15 protein-coding genes are annotated in these 15209 nt (G+C 66.3%); 9 read left to right on the forward strand and 6 right to left on the reverse strand.

The window, feature by feature from the left end:
• Position 1 precedes the first annotated feature (1 nt).
• Together IE158_RS05330 and IE158_RS05335 are read left to right on the forward strand one after the other, a co-directional pair.
• The gene (locus IE158_RS05330; protein WP_189642628.1) at positions 2-541 is read left to right on the forward strand and encodes an HXXEE domain-containing protein; all 540 of its coding nucleotides are present in this window, start codon (positions 2-4) and stop codon (positions 539-541) included.
• Positions 538-744 carry a YgaP family membrane protein gene (locus IE158_RS05335; RefSeq protein WP_189642629.1) on the forward strand — a complete coding sequence of 69 codons (207 nt, stop codon included), beginning with the start codon at positions 538-540 and terminating at the stop codon, positions 742-744. Before IE158_RS05330 ends, IE158_RS05335 begins: the two co-directional genes overlap by 4 nt.
• A gap of 14 nt (positions 745-758) precedes the next feature.
• On the opposite strand, the gene IE158_RS05340 is transcribed toward IE158_RS05335, so the two are convergent.
• The 4 genes from IE158_RS05340 to soxR form a co-directional block, all read right to left on the reverse strand.
• Positions 759-1529 carry a hypothetical protein gene (locus IE158_RS05340; RefSeq protein WP_189642630.1) on the reverse strand — a complete coding sequence of 257 codons (771 nt, stop codon included), beginning with the start codon at positions 1527-1529 and terminating at the stop codon, positions 759-761.
• The gene (locus IE158_RS05345) at positions 1526-2689 is read right to left on the reverse strand and encodes an amidase (protein ID WP_189642631.1); all 1164 of its coding nucleotides are present in this window, start codon (positions 2687-2689) and stop codon (positions 1526-1528) included. Before IE158_RS05345 ends, IE158_RS05340 begins: the two co-directional genes overlap by 4 nt.
• 88 nt (positions 2690-2777) lie before the next feature.
• On the reverse strand, positions 2778-5135 hold the full coding sequence (gene dnaX, locus IE158_RS05350) for a DNA polymerase III subunit gamma/tau (RefSeq protein WP_189642632.1): 2358 nt from the start codon (positions 5133-5135) through the stop codon (positions 2778-2780).
• 144 nt (positions 5136-5279) lie between these two features.
• On the reverse strand, positions 5280-5735 hold the full coding sequence (soxR, locus tag IE158_RS05355) for a redox-sensitive transcriptional activator SoxR (RefSeq protein WP_189642633.1): 456 nt from the start codon (positions 5733-5735) through the stop codon (positions 5280-5282).
• Positions 5736-5791: 56 nt separating this feature from the next.
• Between soxR and IE158_RS05360 the strand changes: the two genes are divergently transcribed.
• From IE158_RS05360 to recA, 6 genes are all read left to right on the forward strand, one after another.
• Positions 5792-6298, forward strand: coding sequence for a VOC family protein (locus IE158_RS05360; RefSeq protein ID WP_189642634.1), 507 nt, complete (start codon positions 5792-5794; stop codon positions 6296-6298).
• A complete protein-coding gene (locus IE158_RS05365) occupies positions 6295-6861 on the forward strand; it encodes a VOC family protein (protein WP_189642635.1) in 567 nt (188 codons plus the stop codon). Before IE158_RS05360 ends, IE158_RS05365 begins: the two co-directional genes overlap by 4 nt.
• Positions 6858-7397 carry a short-chain dehydrogenase gene (locus tag IE158_RS05370; protein WP_229838912.1) on the forward strand — a complete coding sequence of 180 codons (540 nt, stop codon included), beginning with the start codon at positions 6858-6860 and terminating at the stop codon, positions 7395-7397. The genes IE158_RS05365 and IE158_RS05370 overlap by 4 nt, the downstream gene beginning before the upstream one ends.
• Complete coding sequence (locus IE158_RS05375; protein WP_229838913.1) at positions 7370-7783, forward strand: VOC family protein; 414 nt, start codon at positions 7370-7372, stop codon at positions 7781-7783. Before IE158_RS05370 ends, IE158_RS05375 begins: the two co-directional genes overlap by 28 nt.
• A gap of 128 nt (positions 7784-7911) precedes the next feature.
• Positions 7912-8601, forward strand: a complete 690-nt coding sequence (thpR, locus tag IE158_RS05380) for an RNA 2',3'-cyclic phosphodiesterase (RefSeq protein ID WP_189642636.1) — start codon at positions 7912-7914, stop codon at positions 8599-8601.
• A complete protein-coding gene (recA, locus tag IE158_RS05385) occupies positions 8598-9707 on the forward strand; it encodes a recombinase RecA (protein WP_189642637.1) in 1110 nt (369 codons plus the stop codon). Before thpR ends, recA begins: the two co-directional genes overlap by 4 nt.
• Positions 9708-10027: 320 nt before the next feature.
• On the opposite strand, the gene IE158_RS05390 is transcribed toward recA, so the two are convergent.
• Both IE158_RS05390 and IE158_RS05395 read right to left on the reverse strand, forming a co-directional pair.
• A complete protein-coding gene (locus IE158_RS05390; RefSeq protein ID WP_189642638.1) occupies positions 10028-11506 on the reverse strand; it encodes a CHASE2 domain-containing protein in 1479 nt (492 codons plus the stop codon).
• A 1-nt stretch (position 11507) separates the two neighbouring features.
• Complete coding sequence (locus IE158_RS05395) at positions 11508-12869, reverse strand: FecR family protein (RefSeq protein WP_189642639.1); 1362 nt, start codon at positions 12867-12869, stop codon at positions 11508-11510.
• Between the two features lie 224 nt (positions 12870-13093).
• On the opposite strand from IE158_RS05395, the gene IE158_RS05400 reads away from it, so the two are divergent.
• Positions 13094-14977, forward strand: coding sequence for an ABC-F family ATP-binding cassette domain-containing protein (locus tag IE158_RS05400; RefSeq protein WP_229838918.1), 1884 nt, complete (start codon positions 13094-13096; stop codon positions 14975-14977).
• The last annotated feature ends 232 nt before the right edge of the window (positions 14978-15209 follow it).

Here is a 15209-nt window from a genome sequence, read left to right on the forward strand (position 1 = left end):
GATGCACAAAAGGAGATATGAAGGCGGGGATGCCCTGGGCAAGCCCGCCAGACTGCACGCCGCCTACCCGCTGGCCCTGCTGCTGACCTGGGTCATCCACGACACCGAGGAGCTGCGCGACCTGCGAACCTTTGAGCCGCCAGTGCGGGTGCCATTCTCCAGGGAGGCGGCTCAGGAACACATGAACCGTGGCGTGAAGGTGATGGGCGGCATGATGCTGGCCCTGGCCGGAGTGGGCACGGTGAGCGGCGGGCGGCATGCCCTGTTCCGCGCTGCCGTGCGGGCCAATGTGTTCCATGCTCTGTGGCATATAGGGGCCACCGCCGCGCTGGGCCGCAAGACGCCGGGGGTCTGGACGGCGGCTGGCCTGGTCCTGCCTGCCACGCTGCTGACCGAACGTGCCCTGGGCCGCGCAAAAGTGCCGCCGCCACCTGCCGGGTCGCTGGCCCTGTTTCCAGCGGCTCTGGTCACGGCCCATACGCTGGCCTGGGCCTGGGGGCGGACATCTGCCCGGCAGGGAGATGACAGCATGGGGGCATGACACAGAACATGGGCAAGATGGACCGCAGCCTCCGCAGCGTGGTGGGAGGAGCTGCGCTCGCCGCCGCTCTGGGCACCCGGGGGGCCGCCCGCTTCGGGCTGCTGGGCGTTGGCGCCCTCATGCTGGGCACGGCGAGTACGGGCCACTGCCCCGCCTACGTGCCGCTGGACCTGGACACGCGGGAGACCAAGCAGCAGAGCTAAAGGCGCCCCAGGACTCAGTTCAGCCGCTCACGCAACTCTGCCAGCGTCGGCACGGGCGGCGTACGGAAGCCATTTTCAGTCACCTCTACGGCTTGCCCCGCCTGCGCCTCCAAGATGACAGTCATCCCCCCTTCAGCGCGGCCCTTATGCAGCAGCGGCTGACTGGAAGGGTAAACTGCGGCGGCGTATCTCCATCCATCCGGCTCGCCCACGCGGCCAAAAAAGACGGTGTTCCACTCATCCAGGCGCAGGGGCAACGACCTGAAGCTCATGCCGTGCCCCCCCTGCGCGGTTGGCGGACAGGGGATAGGTTTGTCTACGGTCACCACACCCCGGCCCGCCAGCGGCGCGCCTTTGGGGGTCAAGCTGGCGCGCAGGGCATAAAAGCAGAGGTTGATGCCATTTCCTTCCCGCTGCACCTGCCCTACGGTCCACTCCTCGCGGTAACGGGCCGAGGCGGGTGGCTTGCCACTGTAGGCATTGTTCAGCATCCCCACCACATCTTCGGCAATGCCTATGTTGCTCAGCCCCGTGCTGTCCACCTGTACGCTGACAGCAGTCTGGGTGCCCTTAGGATAGGTAAGAGTTACGCTCTGAATTGGCCCAAGTTGCCAGCGCTGCGGCCCCCTTTCCTCTACCCCTTCACGCCACTCTTTCAGCACCGCTTCACCCGGTTCGCCCCACTCCAAATCTCCCCTGTCCAGCAGGGGCTGACAGGCGGTGAGCGCAGCGCCCAGGAGTGCCGCCAGGCACAGAGTCAGTGCCGAGGACGGGCGCCCCTTCATCCGGCCAGCTCCCGCACCAGCCCCAGCAAGCGGGCGTCCCCCTCCCAAGGAGCCACCAGCTGCACGCCCAGCCAGTCCATGTCCGAAGGCAGCGCCACCGCAGGCGCACCCAGCATGGAAAAGGGAGCCGTCAGCCGCAGCGCAGCGGGGCGGATGTTGGCCGGGCCGCCCGCCAAAGCGACTTCTTCTACGCCCACGCGGGGCGGGCGGCAGGGCACGGCAGGAGCCAGAATCAGGTCACAGGCGCTGAACAGCTCAGCCAGCAGAGCGCGGTACTCCCCGCGCCGAGTGTAGGCGGCCTGCACTTCAGCGTCCGTCAGGGCCTGGCCCGCCCGGAGCTTGTCCAGAATCTCCGGGCTGAAGCCGGGGTCAGCCTGGGCCAGGGCAGAGGCGTGAACCTGGGCGGCCTCGTGGCCCACGATGGGGCTGTAAGCGTCCAGCATGTCGGGCAGCTGAACCGGCTGCAACGCGGCCCCCAGCGCCTCCAGCCGCCGCGCCATGCCCGTCAAGGCCCGCGACGCGTCCTCATCCAGCCAGCGTTCAGGGTGCCAGACCCCGACCCGCAACCCGGCCCAGCTCTGCGCCGGAACTGCCGCGCCGCTCAGGGCCTCATGCACCCGCACGATGGTCCCAAACTCACGGGCCAGCGGGCCGCTGTGGTCGCAAGTGGGGCTGAGCGGCAGTACCCCTGACGTGGGCCAAGCGGGGTGCCCTTTGGTCGGCTTGTACCCGTAAATGCTGCACCACGCCGCCGGGATGCGGATAGACCCGCCCGTATCGGTACCCAGCCCAAAGTCCACCTGACCGAGGGCCGTACTCACCGCCGCCCCAGACGAACTGCCGCCGCTCACATGGCCCGGCAAGAAGGGATGCTCGGTGCCGCCGAACGCGTTGGCCCCCAAAATGCCCATCGCAATTTCATGCAGATGCGTCTTGCCTACTGCGCTGGCCCCCAGCTCCAGCAGGTGCGTGACCAAAGGGCTGGGAGGCACCTGCGGAAGTGGAGCGCGGGTGCTGGCGGTCAGTGGCCAGCCCGCGACCCCGAACAGATCCTTGACCGAAAACGTCAGACCGCTGAGGGGACCTGCCGGCACGCCAGGCAAAGGGTCGGCGGGGCGGTAAGCCCAGGCCCGCTGAACATCGGCAAAGGTGGAGTCCATAAGTCCAGTGTAGGCGCAGCTTGACCGGAGGCCGCTTCTGGGGAACCTCACCGCGCCCCTTCTAGCCCGGCTCCACCACGGGGGCCCGTTATTCTTCCTCGCTGGCCTCTTCTTCGGGGGCGGCGGTGGGCGGCGGCGTACGGTTCTTGCCAATCTCGCGCACCTGTCCGGCGAAGCGTCCGCGAATGTCCTCATACATGGGGTGGGCGCGAATATCGCGGATGGGTGCGCCGGATGCGGCCCCGGCAGGAATAGAGGCTGGGGCGGTGGGTTGCCGCACGGCGGGCGCGGCTGGGCGGGGCGCAGGAGCTAAAGCAGCGGCGGGTTCACCCCGCGTGGCTCCCCCCGGCCCATCACCTCCTGACGGGGGCGCAGGCTCAGCAGGTGCCCCAAAGTCCTCCCAGGCGGGCTCTTCCGTCACCGGCTCGCCCAGGTACAGCTCGCGGGTGGCCGTCTCCGCCGGAGTTTCGGGGGTGTGTTCTGCTGCGCCCACAGGCAGCGGCGGTTCCTCGGCAGGGTCGTCCTGCCAGAGAGGGGCCTCGCCCGGCAGTGGGGCGGCGGCCATATCGTCCGGAGTGGGCGGGGGCGCAGGGCGGAGAGGAGCCGAACTGGAGGGCTCTGTCTGCGTTGCCAGCTGCGTCTCTGGCTCTGGTGCCTGAGCGGCTGCTGGGGCGGCTGTGGGACGGGCCGAGGCAGACCGCCGGTCCAGGGGATCAAAGTCGTCCAGGGCCCGCTGGTCAGCGGACTTCGGCTCAGGTTGCAGTGCAGGTTCCGGCTGTGGTGGCTGGGACTGGGATGGCTGGGAATGGGATTGGGATGGCTGGGCCGGTTCCGGTTCGGAGGCCGCAGGCGTGACCGCAGTGCGCCCCACCGCCGCCTGACCTCCACCGACAGGAATCTTGCGCCCACCGTCCGCCGTGATGATTTCCAGCGTCACTGGCCCAAAGACCCGCTCCAGCAGCGGCGTCAGCTCGTCCAACTTGGTGGCAATCTGCCGGGCATGAAAACTGCCCCGGGCGTCATAGCTGAGGCTGACATAGCCAACTTCGGCGTGCATGCGGGCGGGCTTGAGAAAAGCGCGGGTCTGCATGCTGACCTGCGCCAGCACATCGGCCCAGGTGCCGCCCGTTGGAGCTGCGGGCTGGGGGGCCGCTGCGCGTGGGGCAGGTTGTGCCGGGGCTGCCGGAGCGCGGCGGCGCTGTCCGGGGTCAAAGTCCTCGACCACAGGGGCTGCCGCACCAGCTGCGGCAGCAGCGACTCCACCGCTTCCGGCCTGTAACGCGGCCAGCTCGCGTTCCAGTCGGCCCAGCCGCGCGGCCAGGTCGCCGCCCGCTGGCGAGGAAGAGGCCGCCGGGGTTACCGCAGCGCGGGCCGGGGCGTCTCTCCCACTGCTCCCACCATCTGCTGCCAGCAGTGCGTGGGTCAGCGCCAGCTCCAGACTAAGCAGGTCAGCGGCGCGCGAGAAGCGGCTTTCTTGCTCGTCCAGCGCGGCTTGTAGGCGCAGCAGCCGGGGCACATCCGCTCCTTCCAGGCGGGCGGCCTGGGCTTCGGGGCCGTCCAGCACGCCCAGCTCGGCATGAATGGCCTGCGACAATGCTTCAACCAGGCCCTCGACCACTGTGCGGCCCGCAAAGCCAGCGCGGTACAGCTCGCCCGCGCCGCTCAGGGCTGGGCCAGCATCACCCTGGGCCAGTGCCGCCGCCAGCGTCCGCATCTGCTCGCCGGGGGGCAGGCCCAGCGCTTCTTCTACCGCCCGCCGCGTCACAGCCGTGCCTGCCGCCAGCATCCGTTCCAGCAAGCTTTCGCCGTCGCGCATGGCTCCGTCGGCCAAACGCCCAATCAGGCCCAGCGCTTCGGGCTCGGCGCTCACGCCCTCACCCTCCGCCAGCCCGGCCAGCTTGCCCGCGATTTCCTCAGCCGTCAGGCGGCGAAAGCGGTAGTGCTGGCAGCGCGAGAGAATGGTAGGAATGATTTTCTCCGGCTCGGTGGTCGCCAGAATGAAGATGACATGCTCCGGCGGTTCTTCCAGTGTCTTGAGCAGCGCGTTGAAGGCTGCCCTGGACATCATGTGAGCCTCGTCGAGGATGTAGATTTTTTTGCCGCCACGCATGGGCGCGAGGCCCACTTTTTCGCGCAGGTCGCGCACATCTTCCACCGAGTTGTTGCTGGCTGCGTCAATTTCCAGCACGTCGGGGTGTGACCCGGCCCGCACGGCACGGCAATTCTCGCACTCGCCGCAGGGCTTGGGCTCCGGGCCCGTGCAGTTGGCGGTCATGGCAATCAGTCGGGCGGTGGTGGTCTTGCCCACGCCACGCGGCCCGCTGAACAGGTAGGCGTGCCCGACGCGGCCCTGCTCCAGAGCGGTTTTCAGCACACCTTTGATGTGCTCCTGCCCCACCACCTCATCCCAGTGAATCGGGCGGGCGCGCTGATAGATGGCGCTCACAGCGAGGCCCCGGAGGCGTGCAGGACAGAAAACATAGAACGAGCGCGAGAAAGGCTGTACTGGGGGGTCGGCTCGGTGCTCACTGCCTCAGTCTAGCCCGCGCTGGCCGGAAGCGACTGCGGCCTGGGTCGCCAGAGCGCAGGCTCACGGACCGGCACGCGGCGGCCCCGTCAGCCGGTTGGCACCCGGCCCCAGACGCCCGTACTCGTCGCCTGGGTTGTAGAGGCGGCAACTGTCCAGGCTCAGGCAGCCGCAGCGAATACAGCCGTTCAGGTCGTCGCGCAGGCGTTCCAGCGTGGCAATTCGGGCATTCAGTTCTTCACGCCACACTGCCGAGAGGCGCTCCCAGTCGGCAGCGGTGGGCGTGCGACCTTCGGGCAGGGTGGCCAGCGCCGTGCGGATGTCGGCCAGCGAAATCCCCACCCGCTGCGCCGCGCCGATGAAGGCCAGCCGCCGCAGGGTGTCACGCGGGTAGCGGCGCTGGTTCCCGCCCGTGCGCGTGGCGGTAATCAGCCCTTCTTTCTCGTAAAAATGCAGGGCCGACACCTTCAACCCGCTGCGCTCGGCCACCTGCGCGGGGGTCAGTTCAGAGACAGTCATAGGCAGCCACCTCCAGGGCTTGACCTCAACTTTACTTGAGGTTTTAGGCTGTGGGTATGATCACTGGACTTTACGAAACACATATCAAGGTGGCCGACCTGGAGCGCTCCATGCGCTTTTACGGCGAGGTGTTGGGCCTGGAACTGGGCCTGAGAGACCCGCAGCGTCCTATCGCCTTTTACTGGGTGGGCGAACGCAACCAGGCCATGCTCGGTCTGTGGGAAACCGCTGCTGGCGAAGCTGTCAGGCCGCAGCATTTTGCTTTTGCTTGCTCCCTGGATGATGTCCTGCACGCTCCGGATTGGCTCAAAGAGCGCGGCCTCACTGGACGCAACTTTCTGGACGACGGAACCGAAATTCCGCTGGTTCATGCCTGGATGCCCGCCATCTCCTACTATTTCAGAGACCCTGACGGCCACTCGCTGGAGTTCATGGCCCCGCTGGAAGGAACACCCCTGCCAGAATTGGGCATGGTTCCGCTGCACACCTGGCAGCAGGCGCAGAAGACGGCCAGCACGCCAGCTGCGCCCCAGCCGGACCACTTGCGACAGGTGGAGCTGTGAACATTCAGGCCCTGACCCTCCACACCCGTGACCTGGCCGCGCTGCACGACTTTTACGAGACATTCAGCGGCTTTTACCATGTCGCGTTTGACATTCCGCGCAACCGACTGGCCGAGGCGCAGGCCTGGCTGGAACGGCGGGTGCCGCTGCTGAGCGACCAGGATGGCACCACATGTTTTGTCTCCGGCCCACACTGGAACAACACCAACCTGTACTTCGACGACCCGGCGGGCAACATCATGGAATTCATCGCCCGGCACAGCCTGGAACACGATTCGGACGCCGTGTTCGATTCCAGTAGCGTCCTGCACGTCTCGGAACTGGGCGTGGTGGTGCCGGACGTGCCGCAGGCTCTGGCAGCGATGGGGCGGCAGTACGGCCTGCGCCCCTTTGGCGGTCAGAGCGACACGTTCACGGCGCTGGGCGGCCACGACGGCATGCTGATCATGGTCAAAGAAGGGCGCGGCTGGTTTCCGGTGGGCCGCCCCGCCGTGCCTGCGCCGTTTGAACTGACGTTTCAGAGCGGCAGCGAACGTCACACCATCAAAGGACAACCCACATGACGCCGAGCGTTTCCAGCGGAATGAAAACGCTGGTGGTGGGCGGCACGGGCATGCTTTCAGGCACGGTTCAGCGCCTGCTGGATGCCGGAGATGAGGTCTATTCCATTTCCAGGCACGCCCCGGACGTCACGCATCCCCGTTTGCATCCCCTCCTGCTGGATTACCGCGACCCGGACACCCTGAAAGCGGCGCTGGCCGCCTCCGGCCCCTTTGACCGGGCGGTGGTGTGGATTCACTCGGTCGTTCCCGAAGCGCCGTTTGCGGTAGCTGAAGTCGTGATTGGCCCGTATTTCCACGTTCTTGGCAGTGCAGCGGCTGACCCTTCACGTCCGGGGCTGGCCCGGCAGGAGCGGTTTCACGCCCTGGGCACCGATTACCGCGAGGTCATCCTGGGCTTTCAACTCACGCCGCACGGTGCCCGCTGGCTGACGAACGCCGAAATCGGCGCGGGCACCTGGCAGGCCATCGAGCAGGATGCGCGGCGCTTCATCATCGGCACGGTGGAACCGTGGTCGGCACGGCCCGCATGGTCATGAGGCTGCGCCTGGAACTGTTCGTAAATGATGTGGCGGCGTCCGTGAAGTTCTACCGGGAGGCGCTGAACTTCGAGGTGATGGGTCAGCATGCCTCCTATCAAGCTCTGCGCCGGGGTGACGTGCGAATTGCCGTGCAGGACTTCCGCACCCTTGCACCGGGGCACCCGCTGGCGCACCCCGGCAGGCGCGGCCTGGGCGTAGAACTCGTGCTGGAAGTGCCCGACGTGCAGGCTGCGCACGCCCAGGCCGTGGCCCACGCGCCGCAGGTTTCCCCCCTGGTTCGCCAGCCCTGGGGCCTCACCGACTTCCGCGTCACCGACCCGGACGGGTACTACTGGCGCGTCACCGAGCAACGGAGAGAAAACCAGCTCTGCGCTCCCCCCTAGCCCTCACTTCGTTTATGGGTTATACTCCGAGGCGTTGTTATGCCCAGAACAGAATCAATTGCTACACAACACCTTCCTCTTCGGCCCTTCGCTTCTTCGGCTGCGCCCGCTGCCGTCAGGCGCAGCGTGTGACCGGTACCAAATCCACGCGGAACCGCCGAACTGGCCGCTTCCCACAGGGAGAGGCCAGTGACGCCCGACTGCGGCTGTTCTATGCCCTTAAGGTGCCGGATACGGTGGCTGCCGAGCTGGCGCAGGCGCAGGCCAAACTGCGCGGCAACTGGCGGCGGGTAGAACCTTCACAGCTGCACATCACGCTGGCGTACCTGCCAGGCGTGCCCGCAGACCGCCTAGACGACCTCAAGCGCCTGGGCGTGCAGGCCACCCGTGCAGTGGGACCGCTGGATATCCAACTGCGCGGCACCGGCTACTTTCCGAACGAAGGCAGCCCCCGCGTGTGGTTCGTCAAGGCCGAGGCGGCGGGCCTGGACCCGCTGGCCGAAGCCCTGCGCGCTGGCGTGGCCGAGCTGGGCCTGGAGACCGACGACAAGGCCTTCAAGGCGCACGTCACCCTGGCCCGCAAAAAAGGCCCCGCCCCCCGCCTTCCCCCGCTGGTCTTTGAAGATGCAGGCTGGACCGCCGGACACGTCAGTCTGGTGAGGTCGGTGCTGCGCAAGACCGGCCCCATCTACCAGACCCTTTCCCGCTTTGAGTTGCGGGGTGCCCCTAGTGCTGGGGACGCCGCACCCGACCTCACCACCGAGCCTTCGGCGCAGGCCAACTTGGCCCAACTTGCCGGAGCACAGGAGAACTCATGAGCCGAACCACCAAAGAACCCACCGTGATGCCCACCGACGCCAAAGAGCGCCAAAAAGCCATTGACACGGCCCTGAGCCAGATTGAAAAGCAGTTCGGCAAGGGCTCGATCATGAAGCTGGGAGCCGAGAGCAAGCTGGACATCCAGACCATTTCCACCGGCTCCATGAGCCTGGACCTGGCGCTGGGGGTGGGCGGCGTGCCGCGTGGCCGCATCACCGAAATCTACGGCCCCGAGTCGGGCGGCAAGACCACCCTGGCGCTGAGCATCATCGCGCAGGCCCAGAAAGCTGGCGGCACTGCGGCATTTATTGACGCCGAGCACGCGCTGGACCCGGTGTACGCCCGCGCCCTGGGCGTGAATACCGATGAGCTGCTGGTGTCGCAGCCCGACAACGGCGAGCAGGCGCTGGAAATTATGGAGCTGCTGGTGCGCTCCGGCGCCATGGACATTGTGGTGGTGGATTCGGTGGCGGCTCTGACCCCCAAGGCCGAAATCGAAGGTGAAATGGGCGACTCGCTGCCCGGTTTGCAGGCCCGCTTGATGAGCCAGGCGCTGCGTAAGCTGACCTCTATCCTGTCCAAGACCGGCACCGCGGCCATTTTCATCAACCAGGTCCGCGAGAAGATTGGCGTGATGTACGGTAACCCCGAAACCACCACTGGTGGCCGCGCACTGAAGTTCTATTCCAGCGTGCGCCTGGACGTGCGCAAGATCGGTCAGCCGATCAAGGTGGGCAACGACGCCGTCGCCAACACTGTCAAGGTGAAGTCGGTCAAGAACAAGGTCGCCGCGCCCTTCAAGGAAGTGGAACTGGCGCTGGTCTACGGCAAGGGCTTCGACCAGCTCAACGACCTGGTGACGCTGGCAAGCGACATGGACATCATCAAGAAGGCCGGGAGCTTTTATTCGTACGGTGACGACCGCATCGGCCAGGGCAAGGAAAAAGCCATGCAGTACATTGCCGAGCGTCCCGAGCTCGAAGACGAAATCCGCGCCCGCGTGCTGGCCGCCATTCGCACCAGCAACCAGCCGGACAACGCAGCGCCGAAGGAGGCCCCCAAAGATGACGCCGTGTCCACTGAGGATACCGAAGTCGAGGCCTGAAACCCGGCACGCCTAAGCCTTTCCCTGCGCCTATGAACGCCAGCCCACCTTCGCAGGTCGGGCTGTTTTTCTTGTGGGTTAGGCAGACCTCGGCCCTACGCAGAGGACTGATGGTCAAAATCCAAAGAACCTGCCGCAGCGCCTGAAAGACGCCCCGCATTCATAAGACTTTCGGCTCCAGACGCTGAAATCTCAGGCCTAGAGTCGTTTCTGCCGCTGGCCGTTCGTGGGTAAACGGGTGAAGAAAAGAGGTCCAGCTTTTGGTCAAATGCTCCAAGGCAGCGTCAAAGCGTGACCAAGGGGAGCCGCAATACGCTGTCTCAGGCGCTCGCCGCGGGCAGCAAGGTTTGCCGGGCCGCTTCAATCAAGGTATGGGCGGACGCCTCATCCAGTGGCTGGCCGGTCGGAGCCTCCACTTGGGTGTAGCCCACCAGGGGCCGCAGGGACTGCCCGCGCAGCGAGACCGTGCCCAGGGCGTCCGCCAGACAGGCAGCTATCTTCCCTGCCTCGGCGGGCGACGACAGCGGCTCTACCAGAAACACCAATTCGTCGGGCTCCCAGCGAAAGCCAAAGCTCTCCGCATCGGGGACTTGCCCCCCCAGAGCCTTCAGTCGGCGCAGCCCCTGATCAACGCCTTCCTCAGCCCACTCCCGCCCAAAGCGCTCTTCAAGCATGCCGTAGCCTTCCAGACGAAGCAGGAACAAGTAACCCCGCCCACTGCCAGGGACGCTCAGCATGGCTTCCACCGCCCGCGAGAGCCCGGCGCGGGTGCCCAGCTGCTGCTGCGCCAGGGTGACAGGCTGCTGCCTGCTCTGCGTCAGCAGATACTCTACGCCGGACAGCTTCAGTCCAATCAGGCCCGCCAGGGCCAGGGTCATGCCCGGAAACGCCACACCGGCCCGCCAGAGCGCCAGCGTCAGCACAGGCATCAGCAGAGCGAACACCAGCCCCCAGTAGCGGCCCAGAACGAAGCTCAGACCCGTGATCAACGCAGCCAGCAGCGCTGCTGCCCAGGCGGGGAGGCTCAGGTAGGGCGGCACCAGCAGACTGGCAACAGCGCGGGCCTGTAGCTCGCTGCCTGTGGGCCGCAGAGAGTCCGGTGAAGCCTGCCCAATCACCACCACTTTGTCCTGCACATCGGCGTAGCGGAAGCGCCCAGTGGCCACGTCACGGAAGCTCAGGCGGGTGTCCATCACCGCAGGGGTGAAGTGATGCAGGAAACGGGGCCGGGTGTCCAGCGGTGCCTCGGACCCAGCGGCCCGGGCCAGCTGCCAGGCCAGCGTGGGCACCAGTTCGCCGTCAGCTGTGCGGTAGCCCGTGCGGAAGCTGTAGCTGGAGCCCAGCAAGCTGCGGTCCAGCGCACTTACGCCCGTACGCAGCTGTCCACCACCGAGCGGGGCCAGATCGCCCGGCAACGCCGCCAGCACCGCGCCACTCTGCGCCAGGACACGGTTCAGCTCCGCTGCATCGGGGCGGCTGGGATCCAGCAGCACATCCACCCCAATGGCCCGCGCTCCGGCCTGCTGAAGCTGCTCAGTCACGGCGCGGTACAACTCAGGGGTCCAGGTGTTGAGGGGACCATAGTCCGCCAGACTGGCTGGGTCAATATCTACCAGCACAGCCTGCGGCGCGGGCCGTGCAAACATCTGTCCACTCAGGTTCCAGGCCGCTGGATTGTACGGCCAGGCCTGGCCCATCAAACCGCCAAACACCAACCCAGCCAGCAGCAAATAGGGCCAGCTGGCATGGCGGCCAGGGACCGCCCACCAGGGCCCGGCGTGGGGTGGACGCGGCGACATCTTAGTCGTAGCTCTCCACGGGGGCAACTGGCGGGGGCACAGCCACGGATGTCGGCAGCGTCAGGGTCAATTCCTGCTGCTGGACGTAGCGCCGAGCCGCCACCCGGAAGATATAGCTGCCCGGCGGAAGCGCCGCCACCTGCTGGCGGCCCACGGCAGAAAGGGTATAAGCCACGGGAGCCAAACTCAGGGGGCGGCCTTCGCTGTCTAGGGCCACCTCGCTCTGGGGATACAGCGGCCAGGCCCACAGCACGCCGTCGCTGGCGCGGGCTTCCAGCCACAGCTCACTGAGCGGCGCTGCCTGTACGGTCAAATCTCCGCCCGGCAGCGTCAGGTCTTTTAGGCCGATAGGTAGGGCACGCAGGGCGTCGAGCGAGAGGTTCAGAGCGTCCTGAGCGTCAGGCTGCAAGACTTCCAGCTGGCGGTCTTGGAGTTGCTGCCCACTCTGCACCGCCTCTGCACCGGCTTCGACCTCACCCTCGAAGACTTTGACCAGCCCGTCTGCGTCCACCCGGAAGACCGTGCCGCGCACCGCCGTGCTGATCACCGGCGTGTTGAGGCGGTAACCGCCCTGCCCACTGGCCACCACGTTCCAGGCACTGCCCCGGTTCAGCTGCAACCACACTTCACGGCCACGGGTCGAGGTCTGCACTGCCGTGACCTGGAGCTCACTGTCGGCCTGAAGCCGCAGGTAGCCGCCCCCAGTAAAGCCCACCTCCGCCCAGGAGTTGACGCCGGTCCGCAGACGTTGGCCCTCGGCCAGCGACTGTCCGGCACTGGCCGCCCGGAATTGCCCCTGGCCTACCGATACCTGCCCGCGCAGGGCCTCAATCACCGCGTCGCCGCGCCCGGTAATGCGGGACTGATACCAAGGATCCCGCTCCTGATACGCCGTAGTCTGCCCTCCACCGAGGGAGAGCTGCCTTCCAGCCACCAGATTCACGGTGCGGCTTCCATAAGCGAGCCGCACCGTTCCCTGAAGTGCGGCAATCCGCTCGGTGCGGGCCAGCAGGTCAACGCGGGCAGCACTGCCTGCGGGCACATTGAGGTGATAGCCCTGCACATACAGCTGCACAGGCCCAGTGATGTAGGCCTGACCTGCCGTCACCTGCACCTTGCCCTGATTAACCCGTGCCTGGGTGGCGCTGTTCAGCAGCACCAGGCCGCTGCCCCAGCGCAGTTCGGCGCGCCCAGCTCCAGTGCGAAACTGTGAAGCCTGCGCCGCGCCGGGCAGCAGGGGACGCCACGCGCCACCCTGCCGCCCCTCGGCGCTGCCGTAGACCTGTTGCACCTGCACTTGCCCCTGAGCCACGCCCAGGCTCAGGACCAGAAGCAACGCAGGTTGAACAGCAACTCTCCACATGCGCCCCAGTCTACTCCCACAATCAAACGAATCCCTGACCTGGACCCCAGAAAAGGGCTTTCCACGTCTATTCCATGCATTTATTCTCATGTCACCAGGTCAGTAGGCCCGAGGTCATAGGCCAGCGGGGAGGGCTGGGTGCTGGCCGCCATGGGCTGATCGCTATACTGCCCCGCGTGCTGGTTGCCCTCAAAGACGCCGAAAAATATTACGGACCCCACCGGGTGCTGGAAGGCACTTCGTTCGCGCTGCATGCGGGCGAGCGGGTCGGCCTGGTGGGCCGCAACGGCGCGGGCAAATCTACGCTGCTGCGGTTGCTGACCGGCGAGATTCTGCCCGACGGCGGCACCGTCGTCTGGGGGCCGGGCGTGCGGGTCCGCAGCCTGAGCCAAGACCCCAGCTTTCCTGCCGGAAGTACGGTGGACAGCGTGTTAGAAGCGGCTTTTCGCGACCTGGACGCCCTGGAAGCCGAGCTGAACGACGCAGCGCAGGCCATGACCGACGGCACCGAGGCCAGCATCCTGCGCCATGAGGAGCTGCTGGAAGCCTTCGGACGCCGGGGCGGGTTTCAGCGCCGCAGCCGCAAAGAAGCTGCCGCGCTGGCCTTTGGGTTTCGGGGCCGCGAGCAAGAAGAGGTCGCTGGGCTTTCGGGCGGCGAGCGCACCCGCCTGGGCCTGGCCGCGCTGCTGGTTGAGAACCCGGACGTGCTGCTGCTGGACGAGCCCACCAACCACCTGGACATCGTGATGGTGGAGTGGCTGGAAACCTTCCTGGGCCGCTATCCCGGAGCAGTGCTGGTCATCAGCCACGACCGGGCCTTTCTGGACGCCGTGACCACGGAAACAGCCCATCTGCGTGACGGCATTCTCAGGCGCTATCCGGGCGGCTACACCCGCTTCCGCACGGCGCTGGAGCAGGACTTGGAGCAGCAGGCCGCGCAGTACGCCCAGCAGCAAAAGGCCGTGGCTGACCTGCAAGCCAGCGCTGACCGCATGAAAGTGTGGGGCCTGGGCATGTCCAAGTTGGCGCGCCGGGCAAAAGCCATGCAGGCGCGGGTGGACCGCATGCAGGCGGCCTCGGTGAGTGCGCCGCCGCCCGAGCTGCGCACCACCTCTATCACGTTTCACGCTCCCGAAAGCGGCGAAGTGGTGCTGGACGCGCAGGGTCTGACCCGCCGCATGGGAGAGCGCACCTTGTTCGAAGGGGTCCGCCTTCAGCTGCGCCGGGGCGAACGGGTGGCCATCATCGGGCGCAATGGCGCGGGCAAGACCACACTGCTGCGGACCCTGCTGGGCCTGGACCCCTCCGACGACCCGCAGGGCCGCACCCTGACCGGAGCGCGGGTGAGCGTGGGCTACTACGACCAGCAGCTGCGCGGCGTAGACCCGGAAAAAACCCTATTTGACGTGGCCCGCGAGTACACTGCCAAGGACACCGAAGCCCACACGTTGCTGGGCACCTTTCTGTTTCCCTACGACCAGCACGACAAACCCACCCGGATTCTGTCGGGCGGCGAGCGGGCGCGGCTGGCCTTACTCCGGCTGGCACAGGAAGACCACAACTTTCTGGTGATGGACGAGCCGACCAACCACCTGGATATGGAAATGGTCGAAGCGTTGGAAGACGCCCTCAGTGGGTTCGGCGGCACCCTGCTGATGGTCAGCCACGACCGTGCCTTTATCGAGGAGCTGGCCGATCAGGTCTGGCTGGTGGAAGACGGGCAAGTCTACCGCTATCCCGGCTGGGAGGATTACCGTGACCAGCATCCAGTCCGCCGCGCTGAGCATGAAGAAGCCGCCACCACGCCTGCACCTGTCAAATCTGCACAGAATAAGGCTCCACAGGCCAAATCTGAGCAGGTTCCAACCCCCCAGACCCGCTTTTCGGGCATGAATACCTATCAGCTGGGCAAGCGCGTGCAGGCTCTGGAAGCCGAGATTGAGCGGCTGGAAGCTGAGGTGGAAGCCGCTGGCCTGGCCCTGGCCCAAGCCGCCCCTGATGCCGATTTTGCCGAGCTGGGCCGCGCCGCGCACACGCTAGAGCAGCAGCTTGAAGTGGTGATGCAGGAATGGGAAGAAGCTGGAGCCGAGTTGGAAGGGCGCAGCTGAACTGGCCCAGGGGGTTGAGACCACAACAACTTTGAAGGGCAGCTGTCCCGCAGCCACCAAATAAGGGGGGCTACGCCGCCGTGCATAAGATAAGGCCGCACAAGCTCAGGCTTACCCGCTTGCTCCCTTATTGGAAGCGGCTGAGGGCAGCAAAAAGACTCCTTTCTTAGAGCATTTGACATAATAAGAGGATGAAACGTGTTGGGGCGGCTGGGTATGGGAATGACTTGCG

The sequence above is a fragment of the Deinococcus piscis genome, assembly GCF_014653275.1.
Taxonomy (GTDB): Bacteria; Deinococcota; Deinococci; order Deinococcales; family Deinococcaceae; genus Deinococcus; species Deinococcus piscis.

Excerpts from the sequence above, each read along its gene's own strand:
- IE158_RS05330 (WP_189642628.1), top strand. The coding sequence starts at position 2 with ATGCACAAAAGGAGATATGAAGGCGGGGATGCCCTGGGCAAGCCCGCC.
- IE158_RS05335 (WP_189642629.1), top strand. The coding sequence starts at position 538 with ATGACACAGAACATGGGCAAGATGGACCGCAGCCTCCGCAGCGTGGTG.
- IE158_RS05340 (WP_189642630.1), bottom strand. The coding sequence starts at position 1,529 with ATGAAGGGGCGCCCGTCCTCGGCACTGACTCTGTGCCTGGCGGCACTC.
- IE158_RS05345 (WP_189642631.1), bottom strand. The coding sequence starts at position 2,689 with ATGGACTCCACCTTTGCCGATGTTCAGCGGGCCTGGGCTTACCGCCCC.
- soxR (WP_189642633.1), bottom strand. The coding sequence starts at position 5,735 with ATGACTGTCTCTGAACTGACCCCCGCGCAGGTGGCCGAGCGCAGCGGG.
- IE158_RS05360 (WP_189642634.1), top strand. The coding sequence starts at position 5,792 with ATGATCACTGGACTTTACGAAACACATATCAAGGTGGCCGACCTGGAG.
- IE158_RS05370 (WP_229838912.1), top strand. The coding sequence starts at position 6,858 with ATGACGCCGAGCGTTTCCAGCGGAATGAAAACGCTGGTGGTGGGCGGC.
- recA (WP_189642637.1), top strand. The coding sequence starts at position 8,598 with ATGAGCCGAACCACCAAAGAACCCACCGTGATGCCCACCGACGCCAAA.
- IE158_RS05390 (WP_189642638.1), bottom strand. The coding sequence starts at position 11,506 with ATGTCGCCGCGTCCACCCCACGCCGGGCCCTGGTGGGCGGTCCCTGGC.
- IE158_RS05395 (WP_189642639.1), bottom strand. The coding sequence starts at position 12,869 with ATGTGGAGAGTTGCTGTTCAACCTGCGTTGCTTCTGGTCCTGAGCCTG.